Consider the following 22,089-nt stretch of genomic DNA (forward strand, 5'->3'; position numbering starts at 1 on the left):
ATGGCTGACACTAAAAGTATTTTAACCTCGCCTGTCTTTGATAATAATCCTATTGCCCTACAGATCTTAGGTATCTGTTCGGCACTAGCGGTCACCACGAGCATGGCAAATGCCATGGTTATGTGTGTAGCATTGACACTGGTAACGGCATTTTCGAGCTTCTTTATCTCGATTATTCGTAAACAAATTCCATCAAGTATTCGTATCATCGTGCAGATGACCATCATTGCCTCATTGGTTATCTTGGTCGATCAGGTTCTAAAAGCTGTCGCTTACGATGTGAGTAAGGGCTTGTCAGTTTTCGTTGGTCTGATTATCACTAACTGTATCGTAATGGGCCGTGCTGAAGCGTTTGCTATGAGCAACCCACCAGTACCGAGCTTTTTAGATGGTATTGGTAATGGTCTTGGCTACTCTGCGGTACTACTGTTCGTTGCCACTATCCGTGAGCTATTAGGCGCAGGTACTTGGTTCGGTATCACTATTCTACAACCAGTGACTGACGGCGGTTGGTACATACCAAACGGCCTATTATTATTGCCACCGTCAGCATTCTTTATTATTGCTTTGTTCATTGTCATCGTCCGTATTTGGAAACCAGAACAGGTTGAAGAAGCTGAATTTGTAATGAAGCCGCAGTCTAAAGGCATGGCACATGGAGGCGGTCACTAATGGGACATTATGTTAGTTTATTTATAACCTCAGTCTTTATTGAGAATATGGCGCTTGCCTACTTCCTAGGTATGTGTACTTTCTTGGCAGTATCAAAGAAGGTTTCAACCGCTATCGGTCTTGGTGTTGCTGTAGTCGTCGTCATGGCGATTACGGTTCCATTAAACAACTTACTATTTCAGTTCATCCTAAAAGATGGTGCACTGGCATGGGCAGGTTTCCCTGATATCGATTTAAGCTTCTTAGGTTTGCTTAGTTATATTGGTCTTATTGCCGCTACCGTACAGATTCTAGAAATGTTCTTGGATAAGTTCGTTCCTAGTCTATACAACGCCCTTGGTGTTTTCTTACCACTCATCACTGTAAACTGCGCCATCTTAGGTGGTGTACTATTTATGGTTGAGCGTGACTATAACTTCGGCGAATCAGTCGTTTATGGTGTGGGTGCAGGTTTTGGTTGGGCATTAGCGATTACCGCATTGGCTGGTATCCGTGAAAAACTGAAATACTCAGATATCCCAGCACCGCTGCGTGGTCTTGGTATTACGTTTATCACCGTTGGTCTGATGTCACTTGGCTTTATGTCTTTCGGCGGTATGTCAATTTAGACCGCTAAGCTTAAACACTTATTTAGCGATTTGACCTATTTAATTCATTTATTCGGTAGGGGTTCAGAAAAACGTTATGACGTTACTTCGCTCCCCTACTCCATAGATTAAGGATACCTACCATGGATTACGCTACGGCGATTGGTGGCGTTGCTATGTTTACCTTGATCATCATGGGCCTTGTCGCCATTATTTTGGCGGCGCGCTCAAGACTGGTCAGTTCAGGCGATGTTACCATCCATATCAATGATAATTCCGATAATGACGTCGTGACACCAGCGGGCGGTAAACTACTGCAAACACTTGCGAGCGAAGGTATTTTCTTATCTTCAGCATGTGGTGGTGGTGGTACCTGTGCGCAGTGTCGTTGCCGCGTTATTGAAGGCGGCGGTTCTATCTTGCCGACTGAAGAAGGCTATTTTACTCAAGGCGAAATCCGCAATCACATGCGCTTAGCTTGTCAGGTAGCTGTTAAGCAAGACATGAAAATCGAGATTGACCCTGAGTTTTTTGATGTACAAAAATGGGAGTGCGAGGTTGTCTCTAACGATAACGTTGCCACTTTCATTAAAGAGCTGGTACTAAAAATTCCTGAAGGTGAAGAAGTTAACTTCCGCGCTGGTGGTTATGTACAGTTAGAAGCGCCACCGCATGAAGTGCACTATAAAGACTTTGATGTTGCAGAAGAGTACCGCGAAGATTGGGAAAAATTTGGTATCTTCAACTATGTATCAAAAGTTGATGAGCCAGTTATCCGTGCTTATTCAATGGCCAACTACCCTGAAGAAAAAGGTCTTATCAAGTTCAACATTCGTATCGCAAGTCCACCACCACGTGGCCCAGACGGTATCCCACCAGGTAAGATGTCTTCTTGGACATTTAGCTTAAAACCTGGTGATAAAGTAACGGTATCAGGTCCTTACGGTGAATTCTTTGCTAAGAAAACTGAAGCTGAAATGATCTTCGTCGGCGGTGGTGCAGGTATGGCACCAATGCGCTCGCACATTTTCGATCAGCTTAAGCGTTTGAATACAGACCGTAAAATCAGTTTTTGGTATGGTGCACGTTCTATTCGCGAGATGTTCTACGTTGAAGACTATGATCAACTTCAAGAAGATTTTTCTAACTTTGAGTGGCATGTGGCACTATCAGATCCACTTCCTGAAGACAACTGGACAGGCTACACCGGCTTTATCCATAACGTCTTACTAGAAGAATACCTGAAAGGTCATCCAAACCCAGAAGACTGTGAATATTACATGTGTGGGCCACCGATGATGAATGCTGCGGTCATCGACATGCTACATAGTATGGGTGTTGAAGATGAAAACATCATGCTTGATGACTTTGGTGGTTAAACCTACTGGTTAGGAATTACGATTAAATCCATACTATAAAAAAGAGTCTCAATTGAGGCTCTTTTTTTGGCTCTGATTAAATAGCAAAGATAATTTTTGTTAGTAATAGCTCTGATAGACTAAATAAGTTTGAGGCCGCTAATCGTATTTTTTGGATGTAGTGTAAGGCTACAAATTTAACTAGTCGCTAGCACTTATCATCCTATATTATGACCTATTCACATGTGAAGAAAGGACTCTTATGAAAACCAACGTTAAAAAATTAACCATTTGGATCACTGGTGCCTCTAGTGGTATTGGTCAAGCACTTGCTATTTCTTTCGCCAAGCGAGGCGCCAGAATTATATTGAGTGGTCGTGATCAAGAGAAACTAGAAGCGGTCAGAAAAAGCTGTAAAGGTAGTAAAAACCATATCGTCATCCCATTTGATATTGGTGACACCGATCAGACAAAAATAGCATACGAGTCAGCTATTCAGCAGGCAGGTAAAATCGATTGGCTAATTAATAATGCTGGCATCAGTCAACGCTCATTAATCATGGACACCGCAGAAGACGTCGAACGGCAATTGATGGAAATAGATTACTTCGCACAAACACGTCTGACCAGACTGGTATTACCAAAGATGATCGCACAAGGCGGTGGTAAAATAGTCATGATATCGAGTATCGCAGGTCTACTAGGTACTCAGTATCGCGGTGCTTACAGTGCTGCCAAAGCTGCTATTCATATGTGGGCGAACAGTTTGCGTGCTGAATTACATGATCAAGGCATAGAAGTTGCCACCATATTCCCAGGTTTTATCCAAACTAATGTGTCTATCAATGCGTTGACTGGAGATGGTAGCGCGCAGGGTACGATGGATGAGGCTACTAAGAAAGGTTTGACTGCTACTGCATTTGCCAAACAAGCCGTTAAAGCGCTATTAAAAGAAGAAGAGTATATTGTTATTTCCGGTCAAAAAGAGAAGTTCGCTACCAAGGTCAATCGCATATCTCCACCTAAGCTATATAAACTCATTCGTGAGTCAAAAGTGACTTAGGCAAAATGCCATCCTCATCCTATAGCGTTAGCTATGAATACATAGAGCAAAAATGTTGTTTACGCTTAAAGCGATTGGCGTTATTGCTAGCAAGAGGTGTAAAATAAGCACAGTTTATTTTATGCCTCTCTCACTCCTCTGCTATAGCAAAAAGCTTATGAAAACGATAATACTTTCTACTAAGACAACTCGCACAGGCTACGGCATCATCGCTCTTGTCGGTGCGCTTAGCCTCACCGCTTGCCAGCAAACGCCAGATTACGATTATCTGGCTGGTGAGACAATGGGTACTAGCTATCACATTAGCTATCAGCTACCCGATGATGCGGATGAAACGGCGATACAAGCTTCGATAGATGAGCGTCTAAAGCAAATCAATGACAGTATGTCTACCTACCAAACAGACTCAACTATCTCTAAATTTAATCAGTTAGATAAAGAGACACCCATAACTATCGATGCAGATTTTAGTCGTGTGCTCGACGTCTCACGTATCGTGTACGAACAATCTGGCGGGGCATTTGATCCGACTGTGATGCCATTAGTAGAAACGTGGGGCTTTGGTAGTACTATGACCGTTGATCGGTTACAAAGCCCGCCAACGGCCTTAGAAATTGCTCAAGCTAAAGCGTTAGTAGATTTTGACAGTATCATACAGAAAGACAAAACCGTCTATAAAACCAAAGAGGGTGTCGAACTTGATTTTTCAGCAGTGGCAAAAGGCTATGGCGTCGATGTCATCGCTGACGTATTGAGAGAAGACTATAAGATTCGCAATTATATGGTCGAGATTGGGGGTGAGATTTCTACCGCTGGTGTCAATAACCAAAAGCAGCCATGGCAAATTGCAATCGATGCGCCTATTGAAGGTAGCACGGTGAGCGAGCGCGAAACGATATCGGTCATTCGCCAACCAATCAATACGCATAATAAAATGCATTTAGCGACGTCTGGCAACTATCGTAACTCCGTCATATTCGATGGTAAACGTTATAGCCATACGATTGATCCCACCACTGGGGAGCCTATCGCTGGTGGCGCACCTTCTGTCACCGTAGCAGCTGACTCAGTTGCACTGGCTGATGCCTGGGCCACCGCGCTCACTGCGATGCCTTATCAGAAAGCCTTAGAAGTTGCTAAAGAACAAAACCTAGCTGCTATGTTTGTCGTCTTGACTGACGATGCAAAAAAGAACAATACCGACGATAGCATTGATGATTGGCAAGTGATAGAAACACCTGCCATGCAAGCCCTACGTGCTGATAAAAAGTCTTAGGTGCTAGGGCGTGTTGAGCACTCAACCATAGCACTGACAGAGACTATTTTTTAGACAGTTCGACGTTAAAAATAGTAAGTTTAGTCATTCTAAGCGTCTATATTTTAACAATGAAATGGCAAAAAATAGTCCTGTCTCCTTCTGTTGGTATTGGAGCTGATGCTAAAACTGCCCCATACTGCATTGTAAATCTCGTTAAGGCATGAGCATTACCGTCGTTTTACGCCTTGTCTGGAACCGTTTTAGCGATCAGCAGTGCCTATCTGTGAATATTCAACACGCCCTAATAATACATGAACTAACACGATAGGTATAAACGAGCGAAACAAAAATTTGCTATACTATTATGTAGATAATGTTGAAGATATATCGTTATCATAAAGATAACTACCCTATTTTGAGAACTGAGGTGCCCACTATGCTTAGCCAATTGCTTCCCATGCTCGCTATTACTTTTACTGTATTCGTCCTATTTTTTATCTTTATGGGTATTGGCTATATGGTAAAAAAGACACCACTTAGAGGGTCTTGTGGCGGTGTCGCTAAACTGATGGGCAATGAGAAGTGCTCATACTGCGGTGATGATCCTAATAAGTGCGATTCTATTATTGCTGAACAACAAGAGAATGCACTTAAAGCCGCTCAATTAGGCAAGTCGGTATAAATTAGATTTTTATATACACCGCGTTTGTTACCATACGCTGGTAGTATTTGCCTGACATCTGTTCTTATAATAGCGCTAGTTCTTTGAAAAGGACTGGCGCTATTTTTATTATATTATTCAAATAATATCGCTTAGGTTATAACGCTTAGGTCATATAGTTCTTTTCAAAGTCACGACTCATATTTTGTACTCTGCACGTATTTTTAATTTGCGATTCTGTTTTACTATCCTGATTTGCCATATTAGTCACCCTCTAGGTGCTTTTTCTTTGGTGTTGTTTACAAGCGACGATTCTTCGGCGCGGTTTAACGACGTGTTCTTTTTCTTACTCTAATAATAGTCGTCCTGTTATGCCTACCTCTTCTCACTCTCAATCGGATGTGTCATCACAGCCTCATTTGGATAGCGCCTCACCATTGAAGCTGCCTTCTTCGCGCTTCACGTTTTGGCTCATATTATGTGCCATGATTCTACTTGCCAGCAATATGCGAGCGCCTATCGTGGCGCTAGGCTCTATTGCGCCAGTGGTAAAAGACGCACTCAATATCTCCGAGACACAAATTGGCTGGCTAGGGGCAGTACCTATGCTAGGGTTTGCCATTGGTGCACTGATCTCACCTGCCATCGGTAAGCGCTTCGGTCTAGAAAACACACTCATTGCGATGATTGCGCTATTAACCGCCGGTATGATTATTCGCAGTATTGTGCCGACGTGGAATTGGTTTTTGGTTGGTACGTTATTACTGACATTGGCTATCGGTTTTGCCAATACCTTAGCAGCACCCATCATCAAACAGCGTACACCCAAACATATTCCGCTAATAACAGGACTGTTTAGTCTGACTATGACGGCGACAGCAGGAGTTGTCTCGGGAGTGGTATTGCCATTGTCTGAGCAAGTAGGCTGGCAATGGGCACTAGGTGGCTGGGCAATTTTGGGTATCTTTGCGATTATTCTTTGGATTTTTCTGCGCTTGCGCCTTGGCTCATCCAGCCATCAAACAGCCGTCTTATCCTCGTCAGCTTCTTCCGACACATCTAGCAAATCTATATGGCGTTTGTCTTTTGCTTGGCAAATCGCCATCTTTATGGGTTTGCAATCATTGCTATTTTATACTGTCGCCAGCTTCTTACCCTCTATTTGGATCGGTAAAGGGTTATCCGCTGTTCGGGCAGGACATATGGCTTCGGTGTTCCAATTTATGGCGCCGATATCTATCTTAAGCTTAACGTGGCTGATCAACCGTGGTCGCCCTATTCAAGCATTGGCAGTATTTGCGTCGGTACTAAATGTCATCGGAGTATTAGGCGTCAGTTACTTATCACCGAATTTGGCTTGGCTATGGTCAGGTATGATGGGCATTGGTTGCTCAGCGATTTTCACCCTAAGTATGATGCTATTCTCGTTACGGACTTATACCACCAATCAATCAAGTGAGCTGTCTGGGATGGCACAAGCCGTCGGGTACTTGATTGCGTTTTTTGGTCCATTGGGTACTGGTTGGCTACATGAAGCGACGGGTAGCTGGGATTTACCTCTACTACTTATCTTAGTGTTAATGGTGATGAACGTGGTGATTGCGTGGCTAGTCAGTCGTCCTATTATGGTCGATGGTAAAAAGTTTTAATAGTTACGATTAGATAAAGTAACCTTCGGATAATACTGGTATCTGTCTTATTTTGCTACACTGTTTCGATTGCATATAAGACAGAATAACTATCATGAAAGTATTTCCTCATTTCTCTCGACGCTTGCCAGCAATGGCAGTGCTGACTATCGCCGTGGCTATCAGTGGTTGCCAAAAAGACGCTGAACCAACTGACGCGACCGATTCGCAAAATACCAGCTCGCAAAACACTGATGTCCAAGCCGTTAATACTCAAAATGACACCAGTGAAGTAATGACTGACGCGCCCGTATCTGCCGACCAACAAATCGACTCTCCATTGACGATATTAGCGCTTGGCGACTCATTGACTGAAGGGCTGGGGGTTGAGAGTGATGCCAATTATCCTGCTCAGTTAGAAGCTAGCTTAAAAGAGCTAGGCTATACCAATGCCAAAGTCATCAACTCAGGCTTAAGTGGTGAAACCAGTACTGGCTTAGTTAATCGTCTAGACTGGGTAGCGCAGACCAAACCTGACATTACCATCTTAACGATTGGTGCCAACGATGCCATGCGCGGCTTAGATGTAGCGACGATTGAAGCCAATATCCGTACTGCGGTCAAAACGCTGCAAGACAATGGTAGTCACGTGATCTTAGGGGGTATGTCGATCTATGACAATCTTGGTAATGACTATGTGTCCGCGTTTTCAGACATCTATCCTCGTGTGGCAAAAGACATGAATGTGCCCCTTATCCCTTTCTTTTTAGAAGGCGTGGGCGGTGACCCTGAGCTGAATCAAGCCGATGCAATTCATCCGACCAAAGAAGGCTATCAGATTATCGTCAAAGACAATATCTTGCCTATCTTAAAGCCTGAGATTGAAAAATTAAAAGCCAGTAATAGCACTAATACGACAGCATCAAACACGCCTAATGAACTAGCATCAAACAACACGCCAACTGAGACCACGCAATGACATCATCACCTTCAGCTGACACAGTGACGACGCCTACCGCTACAACAAAAGCATTACTGACCGCCTCGCATTTAAACAAAACCGTACAAGTCGGCGAACAAACCCTATCTATTATTAAAGACGTGAACGTTCATATTAATGCGGGCGAGTTTGTGGTCATTATGGGCAAGTCTGGCTCTGGTAAATCGACGTTATTGGGATTGCTAGCAGCACTCGACTACCCTGATAGTGGCACTGTTGAGCTGGCAGACCAAATGCTCAGCAGCCTTGATGAAGATGCACTCGCAGCCATCCGTCAGCGTGACATGGGTTTTGTGTTTCAGTCATTTCACTTGCTGCCAACGCTAACCGTGGCAGAAAACATTGCCTTCCCGCTAGATATTGCGAGGCAGCCAAACCCTGCACGAGTCGATGAATTAATCGAAGCCGTTGGACTCGGACATAGACGTGACAGCTTGCCCAACCAATTATCAGGCGGTGAGCAGCAACGTACGGCTGTCGCCCGCGCATTGGTTTCGCATCCAAAAATCGTATTCGCTGATGAACCTACGGGGAACTTGGATGAGCAAAACGCCGACCAAGTTATGCAGCTATTGTTGGATTTAAGACATCAAGTCGGTTCGGCATTGGTCGTCGTGACCCATGACCCCGCACTGGCTGAGATGGCAGACCGAGTCATTACCATGCATGACGGTATGATAGACGGGTCAGCTGCCAATGGATAAGCCTTCTATAGATGCCAATGGCAACGATGCCGATGTGAAACAAAGCAAAAGTAGCAATCCCTTCACTGCGCGTACTTTAGGTGCGAAAGCGTTGTCTCGTAGTTGGTGGCGACGCTGGGTATATCCCCTGCTCTTTTTGCTAACACTGATGCTATCGCTTGCCACTTATCTGACCTTGGACTCTATCCAACAGTCAGTAAATACCTATGTCAATGACAATCAGCTGGCACTCGTTGGCGGTGATTTAATATTAGAAAGCAATCAAGCATGGCCTGAGGAAGTATTGGCGCAAGTCCAGACGTTGCCTGATAGCCAAACGGTTTATGATTATCAATTCAATGCTATGTTGGTTGCAGCAGACCAGACACTGTTGGCTCGTATCAAAGGCGTTACTGCTGCTTATCCTTTATACGGTGAGGTTGAACTGGCATCAGGCAAACCCTTGTCCGAACAGCTGAGTGCGACCAACGTGGTGGTCGCGCCTGAAGTTCTTAGAAGTCTAAACGTCGCTATCGGTGACAGTATCAATATCGGTGAGGGAAAATTCACCATCAGTGATGAGCTCGTCAAAGAACCAGATCGCCCATTAACGGCATTCGGTTTTGGTGGTCGCGTCATGATGCAGCAAGACGCTTTAGAATCGACCAATCTAATTGGTCAGCGCAGTCGAGTCAGTTATCAAATCGAGATAGCAGGCACGCCAGAAGTTATTGCCACTCAGCGTGAGCAGCTGACACAGATGCTGGTGAATTATCCTGAGATTGAGCTGTCTGACCCTACCTCAGAGGAGACGTCTGTCTCACGTATCTCTGACAATGTCCTGATGTTCCTTAAATTGCTAGTCATCGCCGTTCTATTATTATCTGCGGTTGCCATGTATGGGGTCATCACTGCGTTTGTGACCAAACAGCAATCCAACGATGCCATACGCATGGCTTTGGGTGAGACCAATCGTTCGATTAAGCGTAGCTATTACTGGCTCCTATTAATCATGTCTGTCTTGGCCTGCGTCGCCGCCGTATCGCTCAGCCTTGTGTTACTCAAGATTGGTCAACCGTATCTGACGGCTATTTTACCGTCAGATTTAGGATTGGCCATTAACCCGATTAGTATCTTCAAAACCATCGTCATAGCCCTTGTCATGACGCTGCTGATTACCCAGCGTAGTCTGCGTGCGCTTGATGGCACGAAACCTGCGGCACTGCTCAATCAAAGCACAGGGCAATCATCAAAACGTTTGCCTTGGCAGCAGCGGATGCCATTCTTGCGCTATGGTTTATTATTCATCGGGCTGTATGCCTTCCTTGCTTACGAAGTGCAATCTTTAGCGTTGGGCGCACAGATACTGGTTGGATTGATTGTATTCATTGCGATATTTTGGGCATTGGCACGCGGTTGGCTCTGGTTGTTGGCGCGCATCGCCACTGGCAAAAAAATCAGCTGGATGCAGCGTATTGCGATTCATAATCTGGCACGTAAAGGCAATCAGTCGGCGTTGTTCTTTGTGACATTGTCATTATCCGTCGCGGTATTGACCCTTATCACGTCGATTAACCATAGTATCAATGAGCAGTTTATCAATGCCTATCCTGAAGATGCGCCAAATCTATTTTTGTTAGATGTACAAACCGAGCAGCACGATAAGATAGACAGTATTCTCAAAGAACCTGTCACGTATTATCCAGTGATTCGAGCACGTATCGGTACGGCTAATGGTGTCGAACCCAAAGATATCGACGCGCCTGAAGGCGAAGACGACCCTACTCGCGTGTTCAATTTAAGTTATTCCGATAGCATCATGGACACAGAGTTTATTACCGAGTCGCTGACTGACGATGCGCTTTATACGCCCATTGAAAATCAGGATGCGAGTGCCTCTGCGATCTCGCAAGTGCAGCCGTTGTCTATTTTGGACACGGCAGCCGAGATGCTAAATGTCGGCATGGGTGATCAAATCAGCTTTAATATTCAAGGTATCGAGTTGATTGGCGAGATTACCAGTATTCGCTCACGTTTCGAGCGTGGCCCTAGCCCGTTTTTCTACTTCTTGTTTGAGCCTGAGATACTGGCGAGCGCACCGCAAATTCAATTTGCGACGGCGCATGTCTCTGCCGATGATATTCCTGACCTGCAAGGTGAGCTGGTACGCGAATTCCCAGCGGTGACCAGTATTGACGGTACGATTATCGCGGAGCAAGTCCAAGGGTTGGTCGCGCAGATGAGCCGCTTGGTGTATATCTTTACTTTGCTTGCCCTGCTTACGGGCATCATGGTGCTCATCAGCTCGCTACTCTCTACGTCACAAGATCGTATGAAAGAGAGTGCTTCGTTTAGACTACTCGGTATGCAAAAGCGTGACTTGTATATGCTCAATATTTTAGAGCTGGGTGTGCTTGGGATTAGTGCGGCGACATTTGCGGTGATTATCGCCACTGGTGGTGCTTGGCTGGCGGTTACTCAGTGGTTCAATCTGCGCTTTAGTGTGCCGTGGGCAAACTTAGGACTTGGCGGTATTGCGTTAGTTGCCTTGCTGTTTGCCATTGCCATTATTTATGTGAGATTGGTGATTGGTCGCGGGATTATGGCGCGGGTAAGGGCTATGGTTTAGATACGTAAAGGAACTTGCGGTCTATAAAAATACAAAGTATTTCTTCAAATTTTAATTAGTAACATTCCTAAAATCCTTATAGTACGTGGTACGATAATAGGTAATATAAGTTTGATAATCTAAAGTAATATTATTATATAGTGTCAGGAAATAGGTTCAGATTAACCAATAGAGTTTGTTTTTTACACATATAACTTTTTACTGAACATACAACTTCAAAATAAGGATATAAAATGAAAAAATTAAATTATAAAGGTTTTCATAATTGTGAATCTTCTTGTCATTATGTAATTGGTGAAATTGATGATAAACAAGCTTTAATATTTTATACTGACAAGATTCGAGGGACTAGCGTAACAAACTTAATTGAAGATGTAACCACTCAAGTCTTAGCGTCTGATCTACCAGAGGTTTCTCCTAAAGACATAAGAGTATTTGAACACTATAGCCCTCAACTTGATCCTATTTGGGAATGGAGGGAAGTTATATTTGAAGACTTCTCAGGAGGTAAGCAGAAAGGAGGTCTTATAAAAAGAATTAAAAATAAGGTGTTTTCGATTCATACGGATGAAAGTTATTATGTGTATAGTCCTCATTGGAAACCTGTATCAAAAATAGATATCGAGAATCTTTCAAGACTAATTGGTTAACTAGATATATGTTATGCAAAATAATTAACCTGTTAGTTTAATAATAGCTCAGTTACTGTCAAAGCATTTTGTTCTATGTAGTAGCAAGGTGCTCTGCATGATTTAGAGCGCCCTTAGTTATGTAACTTCTAAACTCATCTTCTGACATTTTATTATGTCTTCCGTCATAAGTAGCTGATGTAAGATTGTAAATTGAACGTGTGCTAAATATTACAAATGAACCACCAACATACCTACATATTAGGTTTGCAGAGTCTGGCAAATCCTCACCATTGTATTCATTATAATCCCAGTGAACTCTTTCAATATACAACGTCGGCTCAATTTCAACAACTTCTTCAAATAAGTAAGTAGAGCAGGAATTATCATACACGCCTGTATATGAAGATATTTCAGCCTCTAACCTAAAGTAGTTCCATTGAGCATCTACACCGAAAGATTCATAAGTAAGCTTTTTCGGTTTGAAAATATAGTATAGCTTTGAAGATATCTTTATAGCTATAAAACCTTTTTCATTGGCCATCTTTGCACCAATAAACGTATTACCTCCTCCATCAGGTAAGAACATGTGGTTCAAACTTTTAACCTGTGCAATTTGATTTAATATAATTAAAATATCATCTTTATCAACCCAAGTTACCGATTTCGGTGCTCCAGCAGGAAATATACTACGTTGTAAATCAAACCATTCTGTTAAGTTTTTCAAATGGAAGTCGTCATTAAGTTCTATCCACTCTTTTAATCTTTTGACAACCTCTATCATTTTTGGTCGTTTTTTTGGAGAATGTTCAGTGCATTCTGTTAATAGAACATCAAGTGGTTTAGAGTACATCCCTTCACAATATTTATTTAAGCTTACAGTTGATAAAACATTATACTGTCCATCAAAGCATTGAATATCACCAGTAATTGCAATCCAAAGAGTCTTAGCAAATGAATATATATCCGCCAATTCACCATCTGCTATATTTGCATTACGTCTCATTTCTGGAGCCATAGTGAACTTAGGACCTACATCCTTACCTTCTTCAGTAAAGTTGTTACTACTAGGATATTTAACGAGCCCAAAATCTGCTAAATACAATCTGTCGTTTAAAAATAAAATATTTGCAGGCTTAATATCACGATGATAATATTTTCCATTGTGCAAATTCTTTAAAGTTTCTCCTAAAGCCAATATGTGTTTAAGAACCTCCAAGATGTTCTTATTTTTTCTCCATTCGGTAAATCGAATACCTACTGGCATCACGAACCACGGTAAACTTTCTTTGATATCGCTAGGTAAATGGTATTCAGTGATCTTAATAACCCCACCAATACTCTGATTAGCGAGAATGGCATTAACTTCACTTTTAAAACGTGCATACGTGCTTTCTCTAGGGTATTTTAAGACTTTAATGGCACCTACTTTCCCATTCTTAGTTGCATGCCATACTTCTGCATTCCCCCCATGACCTAATCTTTCTACAAATATCCAGCCACCAACCATAGTGTTCTTTTTATATCTTTTTCTACTAGACATCTAAATACCTTCAATTTTTTAGAAATAATATGTAATAGTATTAATTATTAGCATGCTAACTATATTTGAATATACTAGTAAAATAGTATTAAATATATTCCCCAACATGTTAAACATTAGAATACCAAAATTATTTAGTTTGTTTTTTAATACTTTAGATTTTGTATTACTCAATACTTAACAAAGCTTTTCAATAGTCGCGTTAGAAATGCGAATGGCGAGATTAGCTCCAAAACCTCACCCCCCTAAGGCCTCAAACCAAAACGCCTTCTACTCACCTAGAAGGCGTTTTTTTACTTCACAACCTGTATAGACATATAAGTCGATATCCACCCTGCACTTTGCTTATTTTATACTTCCCATTTGCTATACTAGCCTAACTTTTATCAATCAAATTCCTTCTTACAACATCCTCCAAAACAGCATGGTAGTCTTATGAAATTCTCAAAGTTCGGTCAAAAATTTACCCAGCCTACTGGCATCTCACAATTGATGGACGATCTAGGCGACGCGCTAAAAAGCGATCAGCCGGTCAACATGCTGGGCGGTGGTAACCCTGCCAAAATTGATGCCGTCAATGAGCTGTTTTTGGAGACGTATAAAGCACTGGGCACTGATAACGACGCAGGCGTACCCAATAGTAGCGCGATTATTAGCATGGCCAATTACTCTAATCCGCAAGGTGATTCGGCCTTTATTGATGCCTTGGTTGGCTTCTTTAACCGTCATTATGATTGGAATCTAACCTCAGAAAATATTGCCCTGACCAATGGCTCACAGAATGCGTTTTTCTATCTGTTCAATCTATTCGGTGGTGCTTTCGCTGATGAAAAGAATGGAGCTGTAGACAAATCCATTCTACTGCCATTAACCCCTGAATATATCGGCTATAGTGACGTGCATGTCGAAGGTCAGCATTTCGCAGCGGTATTGCCACATATCGATGAAGTGACTCATGATGGTGAGGAAGGCTTCTTTAAATATCGTGTCGATTTTGACGCATTAGAGAACTTGCCAGCGCTAAAGGAAGGCCGTATCGGCGCGATTTGCTGCTCACGCCCGACCAACCCGACTGGCAACGTGCTGACCGATGACGAAATGGCGCATTTGGCCGAGATTGCCAAACGTTATGACATACCGCTTATCATCGATAATGCCTACGGTATACCCTTCCCTAACATTATTTATTCAGACGCGCATTTGACGTGGGATGACAATACGATTCTATGCTTTAGCCTGTCTAAGATTGGCCTGCCCGGTATGCGTACAGGTATTATCGTGGCCGATGCAAAAGTAATCGAAGCGGTCAGCGCGATGAATGCTGTAGTAAATCTAGCACCGACACGCTTTGGTGCAGCGATTGCCACGCCATTGGTAGAAAATGACCGTATCAAGCAGTTAGCCGATAATGAGATTAAGCCGTTTTATCAAAAGCAGGCCACTCTTGCCGTGAAGCTGTTAAAAGAAGCATTGGGTGATTATCCGTTGATGATTCATAAGCCTGAAGGCGCGATTTTCTTATGGTTGTGGTTTAAAGACTTACCGATTAGTACGCTTGAGCTATACGAGCGCCTCAAAGAAAAAGGCACGCTTATTGTGCCAAGCGAATACTTTTTCCCCGGTGTCGATGTTAGCGATTATCAGCATGCACACGAGTGTATTCGTATGAGCATCGCGGCTGACGAGCAGACGCTGACTGATGGTATTAGAGTGATTGGTGAAGTGGTGCGCGAGTTGTATAATCAGAAATAGGTTTCTAAAGGTCTTGGTGGCGTCTTCTCTATAGAGCCACCTTTATCCTAATATATTGAAACTCATCATTGATATGCCCGTCTTCTTTCCAAAAGGCGGCGCTATGATTAACCGCTAGGTATAGATAGCCGTCTCTTGCCCAAAATATATTTTCTGGTTCAACAGTAGACATCCAATGCATAAAGCCTGCACCCATAATCTGGATGATGTCTGTTCCCTCAATTTTATACAGCTCTAGATCAGTGTATTGCTCATATGGGTTGGTATAGGCTGAGATGATATATTTTTTATTAGGAGAGATATGAGGGTAATCTATAAACGTCTGCGTCATCTCACCTGAATTTTTATCAATCATCTTGTAGTTCGAGCTTTCCCAGTAGTTTCCTTCTATTACATGTTGGTTTAAAAAATCGATACTACCGATGTAATCAAAACGCTCATCGCCGTCATCACCATTATCTTTATCAACAAACTTCACTGGTTTTTTTGCAGTTGGAATGGATATCACACCATTTCTCTTTTTGATACTTTCATCTTTTGATAAAAAATCAACGGCAAGTGGGCGTTTTTTCTCAAAAAAAGCCTTGTCAATTAGCTCTATTTTCAGGTAGTCGTTAAGTGCTTTCCCATCTTCAAAAGACTCGTACTCTTCGCCGACGGATAGATACGCTAGTATATTTAAATCTTTGGACGTTAGCGAGGCAGGCATAGTAGAACCCGTTTGCTCTTTTTTCACAAAGACCTTTTCCCATTTGACAATATGAGTCTCTACAATGCCATCATTGTTCTCATCATATTCTCTACGAATTCTGTCTTGCACCGCATACCAATCTTTTTGCTCTTCAATGACTTCTAATTTCTCACCAAACGCATAGCTCTTAACGCTTCTAGCAGCGCCACTTGGCAGTTGACGCGCTACTATACCGTCTTTGGCAGTCACATATACTTGCTTCAATACAGTCGTATCATCGTAGTCAATCTCGATACCATCACGATTGTACTGTGCCAAAAGTGCTGCCGATATGGGTTTATTTAGGTCAATGATGACGTTTTGATTTGCCATTGCTGAATGATAGCTAAACGTCGTTAGGCATAGAATAGTAGAAGAAAAAATGTAAGTAGGTATTTTAAATGAAGGCATAATATGGACTGCTATATATTTTATATTATGAATTTTACACCATAAAATCCTACTTAAGTTCACTTTATTAACATCTGAAATAAAATCACTTCGGAATATTAGCGTTGCTTTAGTAGCTTAGTTGAGGGGTTGGACGCATGAAAGATTTTCGTCCACTTATTCAACGCATAAAGCACATAAGACAGCAAGCACGTATTGATCAAATCGCGGATACTGGCAGTAATCTGATCACGGCTTAGACCTGCCATGCCTAGCGACTCAATCGTCTCTCGATTGTCCAAATACTCACCCAATAACGCAATGCAAGTCACTATTACTAAAGCGACAAAAGACCTGACACCTTGCTTCTTAAAAATAGGACGCAGCAGTACCAAACACAGCAAATAGACACCAATACCGACATAAATGTGCAAAGCATCTTTGGCCAGCCCTGTTGTCTCGATAATATTCATTTTAAAGGCAGTAAAATCCACTATATATTCCAAATATAAGCCAGTAGAAAACAACTGAGGGTATTACTATAGCCATCCCACTATAAAAGTATTACAGCGTTAACCTCGCTTGAAGTATTTGATATACATCTACACTCGGTTGCCTTGTACTACTTTTAAATTGAATCGACTATAAACAATATGACTAAAAAGTAGTCGCTAAAAAATCGATAGCTGAGAACAAAAAAGGCAGATTATACAATGGATAATCTACCTTACTGCTGAATCAAATATTCAATTCACATTTATCGTCTATTTATATATCCCACTCGACGAAGTTCTTTAACAGTTGCAAGCCAGCGGTATGGCTTTTCTCTGGATGGAACTGGGTCGCAAATAAGTTATCTTGGATAACACTAGCACAAAACGGCTGACCATAATCACAAATAGCAGCCACTTGTGAGGGATTGGCAGGCTCGCAGTAATAGCTGTGCACAAAGTAAAAATGCGCATTGTCTTGAATGCCATTCCACAATGGATGATCAAAGTCCATGCCACTGATGGTATTCCAGCCCATATGCGGTACTTTGATAGTTGCGCCTTGCTTGTCTTTCCACGTAGGGTCAAATGCTTCTACCGTGCCTTTTAAGATGCCAAGACAGTCTGTACCACCATTTTCAACTGACTGTTCAAACAATGCCTGCATGCCTATACAGATGGCCATGACGGGCTTATTAAATATCGCCTGACGTATGACATCATCAATCCCAGCATCATGCATGCCAGCGATACAGTCGCGCATGGCACCGACACCGGGGAAGACGATTTTATCTGCTGCAGCAACGACTTTGGGGTCGTTGGTGATAGAGACGTCTGCCCCGACCACTGACAACGCTTTACTGGCGGAATGCAAATTACCCATACCATAATCTAGTAGTGCTACTTTAGTCATCGATTGGTTCTCATTTTTAAATATTTTGACTACTGTACTATTTATATCGTTAGCCATTTATATTGTTGGCTATTACCAAGGTGTAGATAAGGTTTTGCTACAAGGAAGTCAAGCGCAGGCTGTACAGCTAGTACGCCAAGCTTGACTGACTCTCTTAACTGACCTTGTAGAAGAGCCTTAAATGCGCCTTAGAAAGCCTCTTTGGTCGATGGTAGTGTATTTAACGCACGCTCATCATACTCACAAGCCATACGTAGGGCGCGAGCAAAAGCCTTAAAGGTCGACTCAATTTGGTGATGGCTGTTTTTGCCTTTAAGATTGTCCAAATGCACGGTCATCCAAGAATGGTTAACGAAACCGTAGAAAAACTCACTGAACAAATCAACATCGAAACGGCCCACGTGCGAGCGAGTAAAAGGGATGTCCATGTGCAGACCAGGACGACCTGATAGGTCGACAACAGCACGAGTCAATGCTTCATCGAGCGGCGCATAAAAATGCCCGTAACGACGGATGCCTTTTTTGTCGCCCAATGCTTTGTTAAATGCTTGGCCAAGGGTAATACCAGTGTCTTCAACGCTATGGTGATCATCAATAAAGGTATCGCCGTTGCATTTGATATCCAAATCAAACAAACCGTGACGCTTGATTTGATCAATCATATGATCCAAAAAAGGTACGCCAGTGTCTACCCTGCCTTGACCAGTCCCATCCAGATTGACGGTACAAGTAATTTGCGTTTCGGCAGTGATACGCTCAACGGTCGCAATACGCTCAGGGCGACCGTGTAAGTTTGCATTTTTTGGTGCATTTTGCTCAGTGGCATTGGCTGTCATGGCTACTCTCTATCAGTTTTTTATCAGTGAAAAGCGGTCAATAAAATAGGACGAAAACACGCCTAAAATATTTTACTAGTGTCTGAGTCAGACCTTAGCGAAAAAGGTATTAGAAAGTGATATATACAAAAGATATCAAGATATTAGGCGTTATACGTACTACATATTATTTAGTCTCATCATAGCAAACCCTAACATTTACTGCTATGTCCAAGCCGTAAACCACGCACAAATTTACGTCATTCTGCTAAAATAGTGTGTTCAGTATTATCAATCATGACGCACGCTAATGCTATAACACGATAATTTGCGACATCACACTCTATGACATTATGATGTCTCACATCATAGAAACCCTCTGTTTATAGGAACTGCTATGCCTTTAGAAGCGATCGCCATCAATAGTTTGGATGCACCACTGATTAAAAAACCTGCACGCGAAAACGAGCTAGCAGAACGCTTGCAGTCTTTATATGACAGCGATGATACTCAGCCTAGTGGTGCCGATGTACTCAGTCTCGTTGAGCAAGGTTTTAAACGTGGGCAGTATCTCTATGTCGGTATGTTCAATGACAAGCCTATCGCTGCTGTCGCCTGTTTTGATGATGGTCAGACCAATGCTAAACGCTTGCAGTATTTAACAGTGCATGCACAAAATCGCGGCCGAGCCATTGATGCCAAGTTTATTAAACTGGTCTATGATGCCGAAGTAAAAAAAGGCGTGCGTGAGTTTGTTCCTGCAGATACTGATATTCATCGTATTATGAGCGAGTACGAACTACTGCGTGTTAAAGACTAAACTGAGAATTAGAATGTTTAATTTTGCCCATATCTGACTATTTATCGTCTTTTATCAGATATAATGCAAAAACTGCTTGACAGCAGTGCGTATATTTAGTTTAATAGCGCCTCAACGAAGACGGCTCGATAGCTCAGTCGGTAGAGCAACGGATTGAAAATCCGTGTGTCGGCAGTTCGAACCTGCCTCGAGCCACCATCTCGTTTAAGAATTCTAAAAAGCCCCAAACATTTATGTTTGGGGCTTTTTTTATGTTTAAGTTTTTATGTTTAAGTTTTTATGTTTAAGTTTTTATGTTTAAGTTTTTATGTTTAAGTTTTTATGTTTAAGTTTTTATGTTTAAGTTTTTATGTTTAAGTTTTTATGTTTAAGTTTTTATGTTTAGGTAGCATGCTTAGATTTATTTAATATCCCTGTTATATAGTCGATTCAATTTAAAAGTAGTACAAGGCAACCGAGTGTAGATGTATATTAAATACTTCAAGCAAGGTTAACGCAGTAAGATTTTATAGCGAAATGACTATAAGCGCTTTCTTACTTATCACAAACGCTTTCTTAACAATAACTCACATCGCTCATTCGCGTCTAAATCATAAACCGTCGCACGGTAGTCAATACCATGACGCCCTTCAAAAAATATCACTCGATCACCCACTGCTAAAAAACAAGACGTGCGCGCATCATAAATAAATCCATCAATCACAAATGCCACATCACGATCTATCTCGCGTACCGTGTACATCTCTCCTTTGGGAATCAAACGCTCAAACCAAGCGCTATTAGCTGCATTGGTCGTTAGTACGCTCATTAGTACTGTCGTTACCATGAGTACATTTTTTAATGGCTTCACGAAAGTCAAAACGAAAGTCAAATAAGTGATGGGTGTTCTATTCATGATGATTGGCTTCCTAATAGTCACAGCTGAACAACATTTCTAAGCTGTTTTTTCAACAACTTGGCTCAGTATACTAAACATCGATATCTTAATCAGGTGAGGTTATGAGAGAGTTTGATTACGACTTGGATTATAAGCATTTAGATTTGCGTGCACAGCCAGAATTGTATCGCGTCGGACGTGGCGAACAAGGCGTGTTACTGGTTGAGCCATACAAATCTGAAATACTGCCCCACTGGCGCTTTGCTACTCCTGATATAGCGACAGAAAGTAGCGACACTATTTATCAGATGTTTTTAGACTATCTGGCTGCCGATGACTTTGTCGGTGCGGATATGGCGCGCAAATTTATTCAAATGGGCTATACCCGTGCCCGTCGCTACGCCAATCATAAAGGTGGCAAAAAATACAAAGGCGCCGTCCCTGATGATAAAAAAGGCCAAAGCGGTGCACATGGGCGAGAAGAGCTGCCACGACAAGAGGAAGACCATATCAAGGCCGAATCTGCACGTATATTTAAACAGAAATGGGATCTGTGCCGCGAAAACGAAGATTATTTAAGAATGAAAAAAGAGCATCGCGAACGTTATAAAGAGGTTGAGTAGACTTAAAGTATTATCAACAACCCATAAATATCACGTAAACAAATGGCCGTTCATAATAAATGGTCATAATTTCTGTTTATAATGATCGTTTATCGTTACTGGTGACAAAAAATTAGACTTAAAGACTCGCTATGCTAAGGTAATAAAAACTGTAGCCAGCAATTCAAAAAAGTACACACTTAATAGCATGGATAAATAATAATGACCGTAAAAACGAAGCAACTTTTGATTTTTGATTTCGATGGTACATTGATCGATAGCGTACCAGATTTGGCTGATGCAACCAATGCCATACTAACTACCCTTGGCAAAGAGACTTACCCTATCGAGACGATTCGCAACTGGATAGGCAATGGCTCACGCTTGCTCGTTGAGCGTGCGCTAGTGGGCAAGGTAGAAGTGCTGGAAGGTGAGTTGACGGTCGAGGAAGCTGATCACGCGGAGCAAATATTTTTTGATGCTTATAAGAAACTCAGCGGCAGCAAAACCGTCGCTTATCCAAATGTGGACAGTGGACTAAAACAACTGAAAGCTGCAGGGTATACACTGGCATTAGTGACCAATAAACCCATTCGTTTTGTACCGAAGATATTGCAGTCATTTGGCTGGCAGGACTTATTCAGTGAAGTGCTGGGCGGTGATAGTCTCTTAACCAAAAAGCCTGATCCTGCACCGCTACTACATGTCTGTGAAGCGTTGAACGTCGCTCCAGAACAAGCCGTTATGATTGGTGATTCTAGAAACGATATTTTAGCCGGAAAAAACGCCAATATGGACACGATTGGACTGTCTTATGGTTATAACTACGGGCAAGATATTCGTGAGTTAAATCCGACCGAAGCGTTTGATGGTTTCGCTGATTTGGTGACTTGGATTATGAGAAACAATGCTTAACCCATACTTTATCTCTCATGCGTCATATTTCATGCATCATCTTTACCGTATGGTAGTAGTAAACACTGGCTTA

Annotated in this window: 21 protein-coding genes and 1 tRNA gene; 16 read left to right on the forward strand and 6 right to left on the reverse strand. The window is 42.2% G+C overall.

Annotation, left to right across the window (positions count from 1 at the left end; genetic code table 11):
• From I6E61_RS00055 to I6E61_RS00105, 11 genes are all read left to right on the forward strand, one after another.
• A complete protein-coding gene (locus I6E61_RS00055) occupies nt 1-672 on the forward strand; it encodes an NADH:ubiquinone reductase (Na(+)-transporting) subunit D (RefSeq protein WP_110924425.1) in 672 nt (223 codons plus the stop codon).
• The gene (gene nqrE / locus I6E61_RS00060; protein WP_011281361.1) at nt 672-1,280 is read left to right on the forward strand and encodes an NADH:ubiquinone reductase (Na(+)-transporting) subunit E; all 609 of its coding nucleotides are present in this window, start codon (nt 672-674) and stop codon (nt 1,278-1,280) included. The genes I6E61_RS00055 and nqrE overlap by 1 nt, the downstream gene beginning before the upstream one ends.
• 122 nt (nt 1,281-1,402) lie before the next feature.
• The gene (gene nqrF, locus I6E61_RS00065) at nt 1,403-2,638 is read left to right on the forward strand and encodes an NADH:ubiquinone reductase (Na(+)-transporting) subunit F (RefSeq protein ID WP_194196320.1); all 1,236 of its coding nucleotides are present in this window, start codon (nt 1,403-1,405) and stop codon (nt 2,636-2,638) included.
• Nucleotides 2,639-2,879: 241 nt separating this feature from the next.
• Nucleotides 2,880-3,680 (forward strand): SDR family NAD(P)-dependent oxidoreductase, encoded by an 801-nt coding sequence (locus tag I6E61_RS00070; RefSeq protein WP_197128363.1) that lies wholly within the window; start codon nt 2,880-2,882, stop codon nt 3,678-3,680.
• Nucleotides 3,681-3,837: 157 nt separating this feature from the next.
• Entirely contained in the window at nt 3,838-4,956 is a 1,119-nt protein-coding gene (locus tag I6E61_RS00075; RefSeq protein ID WP_227685606.1) for an FAD:protein FMN transferase, read from the forward strand.
• A 418-nt stretch (nt 4,957-5,374) separates the two neighbouring features.
• A complete protein-coding gene (nqrM, locus tag I6E61_RS00080) occupies nt 5,375-5,620 on the forward strand; it encodes a (Na+)-NQR maturation NqrM (RefSeq protein WP_197128367.1) in 246 nt (81 codons plus the stop codon).
• A gap of 350 nt (nt 5,621-5,970) precedes the next feature.
• The gene (locus tag I6E61_RS00085; RefSeq protein ID WP_197128369.1) at nt 5,971-7,248 is read left to right on the forward strand and encodes a CynX/NimT family MFS transporter; all 1,278 of its coding nucleotides are present in this window, start codon (nt 5,971-5,973) and stop codon (nt 7,246-7,248) included.
• Between the two features lie 94 nt (nt 7,249-7,342).
• Nucleotides 7,343-8,206, forward strand: a complete 864-nt coding sequence (locus I6E61_RS00090) for an arylesterase (RefSeq protein WP_197128372.1) — start codon at nt 7,343-7,345, stop codon at nt 8,204-8,206.
• A complete protein-coding gene (locus I6E61_RS00095) occupies nt 8,203-8,931 on the forward strand; it encodes an ABC transporter ATP-binding protein (protein WP_227685607.1) in 729 nt (242 codons plus the stop codon). The genes I6E61_RS00090 and I6E61_RS00095 overlap by 4 nt, the downstream gene beginning before the upstream one ends.
• Entirely contained in the window at nt 8,924-11,539 is a 2,616-nt protein-coding gene (locus I6E61_RS00100) for an ABC transporter permease (RefSeq protein WP_227685608.1), read from the forward strand. The genes I6E61_RS00095 and I6E61_RS00100 overlap by 8 nt, the downstream gene beginning before the upstream one ends.
• Before the next feature lie 233 nt (nt 11,540-11,772).
• Nucleotides 11,773-12,189, forward strand: a complete 417-nt coding sequence (locus tag I6E61_RS00105) for a hypothetical protein (RefSeq protein WP_197128374.1) — start codon at nt 11,773-11,775, stop codon at nt 12,187-12,189.
• A 73-nt stretch (nt 12,190-12,262) separates the two neighbouring features.
• On the opposite strand, the gene I6E61_RS00110 is transcribed toward I6E61_RS00105, so the two are convergent.
• Nucleotides 12,263-13,711, reverse strand: a complete 1,449-nt coding sequence (locus tag I6E61_RS00110; RefSeq protein WP_197128376.1) for a protein kinase — start codon at nt 13,709-13,711, stop codon at nt 12,263-12,265.
• Nucleotides 13,712-14,146: 435 nt separating this feature from the next.
• On the opposite strand from I6E61_RS00110, the gene I6E61_RS00115 reads away from it, so the two are divergent.
• On the forward strand, nt 14,147-15,463 hold the full coding sequence (locus tag I6E61_RS00115; RefSeq protein ID WP_197128378.1) for a valine--pyruvate transaminase: 1,317 nt from the start codon (nt 14,147-14,149) through the stop codon (nt 15,461-15,463).
• 28 nt (nt 15,464-15,491) lie between these two features.
• Here I6E61_RS00115 and I6E61_RS00120 read toward each other — a convergent pair whose 3' ends face one another.
• The 4 genes from I6E61_RS00120 to hisB all read right to left on the reverse strand — a co-directional run bounded on the left by I6E61_RS00120 (nt 15,492) and on the right by hisB (nt 18,823).
• A complete protein-coding gene (locus tag I6E61_RS00120; protein WP_227685609.1) occupies nt 15,492-16,526 on the reverse strand; it encodes an SH3 domain-containing protein in 1,035 nt (344 codons plus the stop codon).
• Nucleotides 16,527-16,702: 176 nt separating this feature from the next.
• The gene (locus I6E61_RS00125) at nt 16,703-17,077 is read right to left on the reverse strand and encodes a hypothetical protein (protein ID WP_197128382.1); all 375 of its coding nucleotides are present in this window, start codon (nt 17,075-17,077) and stop codon (nt 16,703-16,705) included.
• A 274-nt stretch (nt 17,078-17,351) separates the two neighbouring features.
• The gene (hisH, locus tag I6E61_RS00130) at nt 17,352-17,987 is read right to left on the reverse strand and encodes an imidazole glycerol phosphate synthase subunit HisH (protein ID WP_197128384.1); all 636 of its coding nucleotides are present in this window, start codon (nt 17,985-17,987) and stop codon (nt 17,352-17,354) included.
• 188 nt (nt 17,988-18,175) lie between these two features.
• Nucleotides 18,176-18,823 carry an imidazoleglycerol-phosphate dehydratase HisB gene (gene hisB / locus I6E61_RS00135; protein WP_197128386.1) on the reverse strand — a complete coding sequence of 216 codons (648 nt, stop codon included), beginning with the start codon at nt 18,821-18,823 and terminating at the stop codon, nt 18,176-18,178.
• A gap of 376 nt (nt 18,824-19,199) precedes the next feature.
• Here hisB and I6E61_RS00140 point away from each other — a divergent pair, with 376 nt between their 5' ends.
• Nucleotides 19,200-19,622, forward strand: a complete 423-nt coding sequence (locus I6E61_RS00140; RefSeq protein WP_197128388.1) for a hypothetical protein — start codon at nt 19,200-19,202, stop codon at nt 19,620-19,622.
• A gap of 122 nt (nt 19,623-19,744) precedes the next feature.
• A tRNA-Phe gene (locus I6E61_RS00145) sits at nt 19,745-19,820 on the forward strand.
• Between the two features lie 343 nt (nt 19,821-20,163).
• Here I6E61_RS00145 and I6E61_RS00150 read toward each other — a convergent pair.
• On the reverse strand, nt 20,164-20,517 hold the full coding sequence (locus I6E61_RS00150; RefSeq protein ID WP_197128390.1) for a hypothetical protein: 354 nt from the start codon (nt 20,515-20,517) through the stop codon (nt 20,164-20,166).
• Between the two features lie 104 nt (nt 20,518-20,621).
• Between I6E61_RS00150 and I6E61_RS00155 the strand changes: the two genes are divergently transcribed.
• Both I6E61_RS00155 and I6E61_RS00160 read left to right on the forward strand, forming a co-directional pair.
• Nucleotides 20,622-21,122, forward strand: coding sequence for a DUF4385 domain-containing protein (locus I6E61_RS00155; protein WP_197128392.1), 501 nt, complete (start codon nt 20,622-20,624; stop codon nt 21,120-21,122).
• 201 nt (nt 21,123-21,323) lie between these two features.
• The gene (locus I6E61_RS00160) at nt 21,324-22,016 is read left to right on the forward strand and encodes a phosphoglycolate phosphatase (protein ID WP_197128394.1); all 693 of its coding nucleotides are present in this window, start codon (nt 21,324-21,326) and stop codon (nt 22,014-22,016) included.
• Nucleotides 22,017-22,089 lie beyond the last annotated feature (73 nt).

The sequence above is a fragment of the Psychrobacter sp. NZS113 genome, assembly GCF_015864825.1.
GTDB lineage: Bacteria > Pseudomonadota > Gammaproteobacteria > Pseudomonadales > Moraxellaceae > Psychrobacter.

Coding starts and splice junctions, on each gene's coding strand:
- I6E61_RS00055 (WP_110924425.1), top strand. CDS start 1: ATGGCTGACACTAAAAGTATTTTAACCTCGCCTGTCTTTGATAATAAT.
- nqrE (WP_011281361.1), top strand. CDS start 672: ATGGGACATTATGTTAGTTTATTTATAACCTCAGTCTTTATTGAGAAT.
- nqrF (WP_194196320.1), top strand. CDS start 1,403: ATGGATTACGCTACGGCGATTGGTGGCGTTGCTATGTTTACCTTGATC.
- I6E61_RS00070 (WP_197128363.1), top strand. CDS start 2,880: ATGAAAACCAACGTTAAAAAATTAACCATTTGGATCACTGGTGCCTCT.
- I6E61_RS00075 (WP_227685606.1), top strand. CDS start 3,838: ATGAAAACGATAATACTTTCTACTAAGACAACTCGCACAGGCTACGGC.
- nqrM (WP_197128367.1), top strand. CDS start 5,375: ATGCTTAGCCAATTGCTTCCCATGCTCGCTATTACTTTTACTGTATTC.
- I6E61_RS00085 (WP_197128369.1), top strand. CDS start 5,971: ATGCCTACCTCTTCTCACTCTCAATCGGATGTGTCATCACAGCCTCAT.
- I6E61_RS00090 (WP_197128372.1), top strand. CDS start 7,343: ATGAAAGTATTTCCTCATTTCTCTCGACGCTTGCCAGCAATGGCAGTG.
- I6E61_RS00095 (WP_227685607.1), top strand. CDS start 8,203: ATGACATCATCACCTTCAGCTGACACAGTGACGACGCCTACCGCTACA.
- I6E61_RS00100 (WP_227685608.1), top strand. CDS start 8,924: ATGGATAAGCCTTCTATAGATGCCAATGGCAACGATGCCGATGTGAAA.
- I6E61_RS00105 (WP_197128374.1), top strand. CDS start 11,773: ATGAAAAAATTAAATTATAAAGGTTTTCATAATTGTGAATCTTCTTGT.
- I6E61_RS00110 (WP_197128376.1), bottom strand. CDS start 13,711: ATGTCTAGTAGAAAAAGATATAAAAAGAACACTATGGTTGGTGGCTGG.
- I6E61_RS00115 (WP_197128378.1), top strand. CDS start 14,147: ATGAAATTCTCAAAGTTCGGTCAAAAATTTACCCAGCCTACTGGCATC.
- I6E61_RS00120 (WP_227685609.1), bottom strand. CDS start 16,526: ATGGCAAATCAAAACGTCATCATTGACCTAAATAAACCCATATCGGCA.
- hisH (WP_197128384.1), bottom strand. CDS start 17,987: ATGACTAAAGTAGCACTACTAGATTATGGTATGGGTAATTTGCATTCC.
- hisB (WP_197128386.1), bottom strand. CDS start 18,823: ATGACAGCCAATGCCACTGAGCAAAATGCACCAAAAAATGCAAACTTA.
- I6E61_RS00140 (WP_197128388.1), top strand. CDS start 19,200: ATGCCTTTAGAAGCGATCGCCATCAATAGTTTGGATGCACCACTGATT.
- I6E61_RS00150 (WP_197128390.1), bottom strand. CDS start 20,517: ATGAATAGAACACCCATCACTTATTTGACTTTCGTTTTGACTTTCGTG.
- I6E61_RS00155 (WP_197128392.1), top strand. CDS start 20,622: ATGAGAGAGTTTGATTACGACTTGGATTATAAGCATTTAGATTTGCGT.
- I6E61_RS00160 (WP_197128394.1), top strand. CDS start 21,324: ATGACCGTAAAAACGAAGCAACTTTTGATTTTTGATTTCGATGGTACA.